6 protein-coding genes and 1 pseudogene are annotated in these 5,487 nt (G+C 65.2%); 1 reads left to right on the top strand and 6 read right to left on the bottom strand.

Annotated features, from left to right (window positions below; translation table 11 throughout):
• The 5 genes from ACRDUX_RS23440 to prfB form a co-directional block, all read right to left on the bottom strand.
• The coding region (locus tag ACRDUX_RS23440; RefSeq protein ID WP_526417005.1) for a permease-like cell division protein FtsX at window positions 1–422 on the bottom strand (422 nt) is incomplete at its 3' end.
• Complete coding sequence (gene ftsE / locus ACRDUX_RS23435; protein WP_526417007.1) at window positions 423–1,112, bottom strand: cell division ATP-binding protein FtsE; 690 nt, start codon at window positions 1,110–1,112, stop codon at window positions 423–425.
• Window positions 1,113–1,153: 41 nt separating this feature from the next.
• Window positions 1,154–1,693 carry an Rv3103c family proline-rich protein gene (locus ACRDUX_RS23430; protein ID WP_526417003.1) on the bottom strand — a complete coding sequence of 180 codons (540 nt, stop codon included), beginning with the start codon at window positions 1,691–1,693 and terminating at the stop codon, window positions 1,154–1,156.
• A complete protein-coding gene (locus ACRDUX_RS23425; RefSeq protein WP_526417001.1) occupies window positions 1,690–2,664 on the bottom strand; it encodes a mechanosensitive ion channel family protein in 975 nt (324 codons plus the stop codon). Before ACRDUX_RS23425 ends, ACRDUX_RS23430 begins: the two co-directional genes overlap by 4 nt.
• Complete coding sequence (gene prfB, locus ACRDUX_RS23420) at window positions 2,654–3,769, bottom strand: peptide chain release factor 2 (RefSeq protein WP_526416999.1); 1,116 nt, start codon at window positions 3,767–3,769, stop codon at window positions 2,654–2,656. Before prfB ends, ACRDUX_RS23425 begins: the two co-directional genes overlap by 11 nt.
• Window positions 3,770–3,890: 121 nt before the next feature.
• Here prfB and ACRDUX_RS23415 point away from each other — a divergent pair, with 121 nt between their 5' ends.
• A complete protein-coding gene (locus ACRDUX_RS23415; protein ID WP_526416997.1) occupies window positions 3,891–5,261 on the top strand; it encodes an FAD-dependent oxidoreductase in 1,371 nt (456 codons plus the stop codon).
• 13 nt (window positions 5,262–5,274) lie between these two features.
• Here the strand turns inward: ACRDUX_RS23415 and ACRDUX_RS23410 are convergent.
• Window positions 5,275–5,487, bottom strand: a pseudogene (locus ACRDUX_RS23410) (PPOX class F420-dependent oxidoreductase); the annotation flags it as partial.

Raw genomic sequence — 5,487 nt, 5'->3', positions numbered from 1 at the left:
TCGTCGAAGTCCGTGTGCTGCTCGGGATTGTCGAGCTTCACGACGAATGATGCAGGAAACGCATCCTTGCCCGCAACGTCTTTGTATTGCGGGAACTTCTTGATTGCGTCGTCGTAGGCGTCCTGCTGGTTGAGGAACCGAACCGACTTGACGTCGTCGCGGTCCTCGATCTGCTTGCGCAGCGCCTTGCACGGGCCCGCGTCGCAGGTCGGATCGTTGGCCGAGATGTCGTTGGTCAGGAACACCTGGCTCTCGACGCGGTCCAGATAGATGTTGCGCGAACTGTCGGCGAGGCGGACGACCAGCAGACCACCACCGAACAGCCCGATCGAGATGGCGGTCGTCAAGATCATGGCGACCGTCATCGTGACGTTGCGACGAAGTCCGGTGAGGACCTCGTTGACGAGAAAGCCGAAGCGCACTTAGCGGTCCATTCCGTAGACACCGCGCTGCTCGTCGCGGATCAGGCGGCCGAGCTCGAGTTCGATCACGCGTTGGCGCATCGAGTCGACGATGTGGTGGTCGTGAGTGGCCATCAGCACCGTCGTTCCGGTGCGATTGATCCGCTCGAGCAGATCCATGATGTCCTTGCTGGTTTCCGGATCCAGGTTTCCGGTCGGTTCGTCGGCCAACAGCACCAGCGGTCGGTTCACGAAGGCGCGGGCGATGGCGACGCGCTGCTGCTCACCGCCGGAGAGCTCGGTGGGCAGCCGGTTGGCCTTGCCCGACAGGCCCACCATCTCCAGGACGTCGGGTACCACTCGGTTGATGACGTCGGCGCGCTTGCCGATGACCTCGAGCGCGAACGCGACGTTCTCGAAGACCGTCTTCTGCTGCAGCAGGCGGAAGTCCTGGAACACGCACCCGAGCACCTGCCGGAGACCGGGGATGTGACGGCTCGGCAGCTTGTTCACGTGAAACTTCGACACCTGGATGTCACCGTGCGTCGGAGTGTCCTCCGCGAGAAGCAATCGCATGAACGTCGACTTGCCCGAACCGGACGGTCCAATCAGGAAGACGAACTCACCTTTGTCGATCTTGAGCGAGACGTTGTCCAGAGCTGGCCGTGCCGAGGATTTGTACTGCTTGCTCACGTGGTCGAGGGTGATCATCACGGCTCGCCAGTGTAGCGGGACGCAGACAGTGCTCCGGACTATCCGGGCTGCGGCAGCGCCGTCGGTGCTGGTAACTCCCCAGGAAGGACCGTCGTGGTCGTCGTCGTGCCCGACCGGTTCGGCACGGGCAGGCCCGGTGGCAACGTAATCGGCGGCAGTGGCCCTGCACCGTCCGGATCGATGACGTTCGGCGGCGCGGTGTCGGATGTCGTCGCACTCGTCGTGTCCGTGGGACTGGTGGTCTCCTCAGTCGGCTCGGTCGGCGTCGTCTCCGTCGTGGTGGTCGTCGGGGTGGTCGTCGGGGTGGTCGTGGACGTGGTGGTTCTCGGCCGCGTCTCCACGTTCGTGCGAGGCACCCAGGTGTATTCGGGATCTGGCATGAAGCCCGGCGGCACGACCTGGGCAGTCTCCGGCGTTGTGGGCGTCGGCGCGGGCGGCTTGTAGGCGTTGTGCAGCCACGCGATCACGAAGAACGCCACGATCAGACCGGCCGTCGAGGTGCGAATCCGCCCGTTGATGATGTAACCCGGCCATCCGTGGTCGGTGCGCTTGCGGGTGACCCAGTTCCAGAAACTCATGGCCGGTCCTCCGCGTTCTGCTGTTCCGCAGGCGGCTTGGCGGAGGCCGCACTCGGGATCGTGTTCACCACGGGACCGGTATCACCTGAGGTGTTGATTCCGGCCCGGATCAGCGTGGCGATCACCAGCAGGCGGAGCCGGCGGCCTACCTCGAACTGCTTGCCAGGCAGTGTCCGCGCGACCATGCGCAGGGTCACGGTGTCGAGTTCGATGCTCTCCACGCCCATCACCTGCGGCGCGTCCAGCAGCAGCTTTCGCAGACTGTCGTCCTGCATTGACTTGTCGCTGACCTTGTGGAGGAGATCGTCGACCCGGGTCAAGTCGGCGCTGGTCGGCACCGGGATGTCGATCACCGCCCTGGCCCAGTCCTTGGACAGGTTCATCGTCTTGACGATCTGGCCGTTGGGGATGGTGAACACCTCCCCCTCGGTGGACCGCAGCCTGGTGATGCGCAGGGTGACGTCTTCCACGGTGCCCTCGGCAGGGGCGGCGATGCCCGCGACGGTGAGAGCAACCAGGTCACCGAAGCCGTACTGCTTCTCGGTGATGATGAAGAAACCCGAGAGCAGGTCCTGAACCACGCGCTGCGCACCGAAGCCCAGCGCCGCGCCAAGCACGGCGGCGGGCGCGACCAGCGATCCGACCGGAATGGCCAGCACGTCGGTGATGTCCACCGCGACGACGATGAAGAGCACCGCGATCGACACCCAGGAGATCACCGACGCGACCGCCTGCCGGTGCTTGGCGCTCTCCGTACGCACCAGCTGATCGGTTTCCTGGAAGTCCGCATCGATGCGACGGGTGATCTTCTGCGCGGCCCAGCTGATGAACCGGGCGGCCAGCACCGCGAAGATGACCAGCAGGGTGATCTTCAGCCCCCGCGTGATGATCCACTCGCCGATTCCGCCCCGCCAGAAGTCGTGCCAGCGTTGCGTCACCGAGAAGGCCAAGTACGTCGTGTTAGTCGTCATCTTTCCTATTGCGCCAACGGATCCCCGCCTCCAGGAATCCGTCTATGTCGCCGTCGAGTACTGCCGTCGGATTGCCGACTTCGTAGTCGTTCCGCAGGTCCTTGACCATCTGGTACGGGTGCAGCACATAGGAGCGCATCTGGTTGCCCCACGAACTGCCGCCGTCACCCTTGAGGGCGTCCATCTCAGCACGTTCTTCCAAACGCTTGCGCTCCAGCAGCTTCGCCTGAAGCACCCGCATCGCCGAAACCTTGTTCTGCAACTGCGACTTCTCGTTTTGGCAAGTCACGACGATACCGGTGGGGATGTGCGTCAGTCGAACCGCCGAGTCGGTGGTGTTGACCGACTGCCCGCCGGGACCGCTGGAGCGATAGACGTCGACTCGCACGTCACCGTCCGGAATCTCGATGTGGTCGGCGGTGTCCACGACCGGCAGCACCTCGACGTCGGCAAAGGAGGTCTGGCGTCTGCTCTGGTTGTCGAACGGGCTGATCCGCACCAGCCGGTGGGTGCCCTGCTCGACCGACAGCGTCCCGTAGGCGTACGGGGCGTGCACCGCGAACGTCGCACTCTTGATGCCCGCTTCTTCGGCGTAGGACGTGTCGAACACCTCGACGCCGTAGTCGTGCTTCTCCGCCCAGCGGATGTACATCCGCATGAGCATCTCCGCCCAGTCGGCCGCGTCCACCCCACCCGCACCGGACCGGATGGTCACGACGGCCTCGCGTTCGTCGTACTCACCGGAGAGAAGGGTGCGCACCTCCATCGCCTCGATGTCCCCGCGCAGCTTGCTTAGCTCGGTGTCGGCATCGGCCAGAGCCTCGGCGCTGCTGGCGCCCTCTTCCTCCGCCGCGAGCTCGTACATCACGGGCAGGTCGTCGAGCCGTTGCCGCAACTCCTCGACGCGACGCAGCTCGCTCTGGGTGTGCGACAGCTCGCTGGTTACCTGTTGGGCCCGGGTCTGGTCGTCCCAGAGCTTCGGATCCGACGCCGCCTCTTCCAGGTTCTTGATGCGATCCTTCAGGGCTTCGACATCGAGCACCCGCTCCACCGTCGTCAAAGTGGTGTCGAGCGCAGCGATGTCTTCTTGTCTGTCGGGATCCACGGGACATCAGGTTACCGACCGTTGGGCGGGACTAGCATCGGCTTGGTAACCGCCCGGTGATGTCGCGACAGCCCCTTGCGCTTCGCCGGGCAGCTTCTGCTTCCTCTTGGAAGGCCTGTGCATGCGCCCATACAGCGTGGCGATCGTCGGTTCCGGCCCGTCCGGCTACTTCGCCGCCGCATCGCTACTGAAGTTCGCGGACTCCACGGTCGGCTCCGACGAACCCAGAGACGTGCGCGTCGACATGTTGGAGATGCTGCCGACCCCGTGGGGTCTGGTGCGCTCCGGCGTCGCGCCCGATCATCCGAAGATCAAGACCATCAGCGCCCAGTTCGAGAAGACCGGGAACGACCCTCGCTTCCGCTTCTTCGGCAACATCCGCGTCGGTGAACACGTGCATCCGGCGGAACTGGCCGAACGCTACGACGCGGTGATCTACGCCGTTGGCGCCCAATCGGACCGACCGCTCGGCATCCCCGGCGAGGAGTTGCCGGGCAGCGTCGCTGCCGTGGACTTCGTCGGCTGGTACAACGCCCATCCGCACTTCGGGGAGATGACGCCGGACCTGTCGAGCCATCGCGCCGTGGTCATTGGCAACGGCAACGTGGCGCTCGACGTGGCACGCATCCTCGTCAGCGATCCAGACCTCCTGGCCAACACCGACATCGCCGACCATGCCCTGGAATCGCTGCACGCCAGGGCCGTCGAGGAAGTCGTGGTCATCGGTCGCCGCGGTCCCCTTCAGGCGACGTTCACCACGCTGGAGTTGCGTGAACTCGGCGACCTGGAGGCGATGGCCGACGTCGACGTGATCGTCGATCCGGCCGACTTCGCGGACATCACCGACGAGGACCTCGAGGCGGCGGGCAAGACCGTCAAGCAGAACGTCAAGGCGCTGCGCGGGTACGCCGAACGCGGTCCGCGAGGGGCCAAGCGCCGCATCGTCTTCCGGTTCCACACCTCGCCCATCGAGATCAAGGGCGACGGTCGGGTTTCCTCGATCGTGCTCGGTCACAACGAGCTGGTGAACGACGGCGAACGGCTGGTGGCCAAGGACACCGGGGCGCGCGAGGAACTCCCCGCGCAACTCGTCGTCCGCGCCGTCGGGTACCGGGGCGTGCCAACGCCGGGCCTGCCCTTCGACGAGCGGTCGGGAACCATTCCGCACACCTCGGGCCGCATCGAAGGCAGCCGCAACTCCTACGTCGTCGGCTGGATCAAACGCGGGCCCTCGGGCGTCATCGGCAGCAACAAGAAGGACTCGCAGGAAACCGTCAACACCCTGCTGGCCGATCTGAGTGAGGTGGACGGACCGGGCTCCGAACACACCGAGGACGCGGTCGAGTGGTTGTTGTCACGGCAGCCGAAGCTGGTCACCGACGACCACTGGAAGTTGATCGACGACCACGAACGGTCGGCAGGCCAGCCGCACGGCAGACCCCGGGTGAAGCTCGCCAGTGTGGCCGACCTCCTGCGGATCGGCCACGGCTGAGGACGACGGCTGATCAATCCCGGGCCGGCTCCAGCACCGAGTCGGCCTCGATGGTGATCAGCACCCGCGTCTCCGGCTTGCCCGTGAAGTTCGGATAGGGCATGCCGAGGTACTTCTGCGAGATCTCGTCGATGCTTTCAGCGGCGCCGTCGCTCGACATCGAGACGACGCGCCCACGCACGGCGTAATAGCGGTTGACGTTGTCCGGGTCGGCAATGTTGACGGC

Origin of the sequence: Mycobacterium sp. (genome assembly GCF_050701675.1) — a bacterium.
In the GTDB taxonomy this organism is placed as follows: Bacteria; Actinomycetota; Actinomycetes; order Mycobacteriales; family Mycobacteriaceae; genus Mycobacterium.
Note: the sequence above shows the minus strand (reverse complement) of the source record. Positions and strands in the feature narration are given on the sequence as shown.